The 737-nt window shown below is 49.0% G+C and carries 1 pseudogene; it reads right to left on the minus strand.

Annotated features, from left to right (window positions below):
* Nucleotides 1-737, minus strand: a pseudogene (locus MKS11_RS27460) (IS3-like element ISKpn38 family transposase); the annotation flags it as partial.

Raw genomic sequence — 737 nt, forward strand, 5'->3', positions numbered from 1 at the left:
AGCAGTCGATAACCGGCGACAGATAGACTTTTCCAGCCGGAAGCTGGAACTCCGTAATATCGGTCAGCCACTTCTCATTTGGCCTGCAGGAACTAAAATCCCGGGCGAGTAAATTTTCCGGTGCCGGACCGATTTCGCCACAGTAAGAGTTATATCGTCGTCGCCTGGTGCGCTTAACAACGAGCTGCTCTTCTGCCATCAGTCTGCGGACAACCTTTTCAGAAATAACCCTGTTGTTACTGCGAAGCATCGCGTGAAGGCGCCGGTAGCCGTAACAGCGGTAATTCTCCTCAAAGATATCGGCCATGATCACGCGTATTTCCGCATACTTATCGTACAGACGTTTGCTGGCTTTGTGGTAAAAATAACAGCTGCGGGCAAGTTGCAGAACGCTTAGCAACTCAGCAACGGGGTATTTTTTCTTAAGGGCATCAACTATCAGGGTTTTCTCCCTGTTTTTCAGTTTCAGAAAGCTGATGCCCAGATCTTTTTTTATCAGTTCATTCGCCTTTGTCAGTATGTCACGTTCGAGCTGCAGCTGATGAACCTGCTTCCTGAGACGCTGGATTTCACCGAGTAAAGTATCCTGATTTTTATCCTGAGGGGCTGCCTTTCGTTTGCGCATGGATTGATAAGCCTCGTCACTGATAAGGTCTTTCTTCCATTTGTACAGGACCGGGACGCTGACGCCTATGCTTTGTGCAACTTTACGCGCGGTTCCACGTCGGTTACAGAGC

The organism is Klebsiella sp. K5-45, assembly GCF_030128605.1.
GTDB lineage: Bacteria > Pseudomonadota > Gammaproteobacteria > Enterobacterales > Enterobacteriaceae > Klebsiella > Klebsiella quasipneumoniae.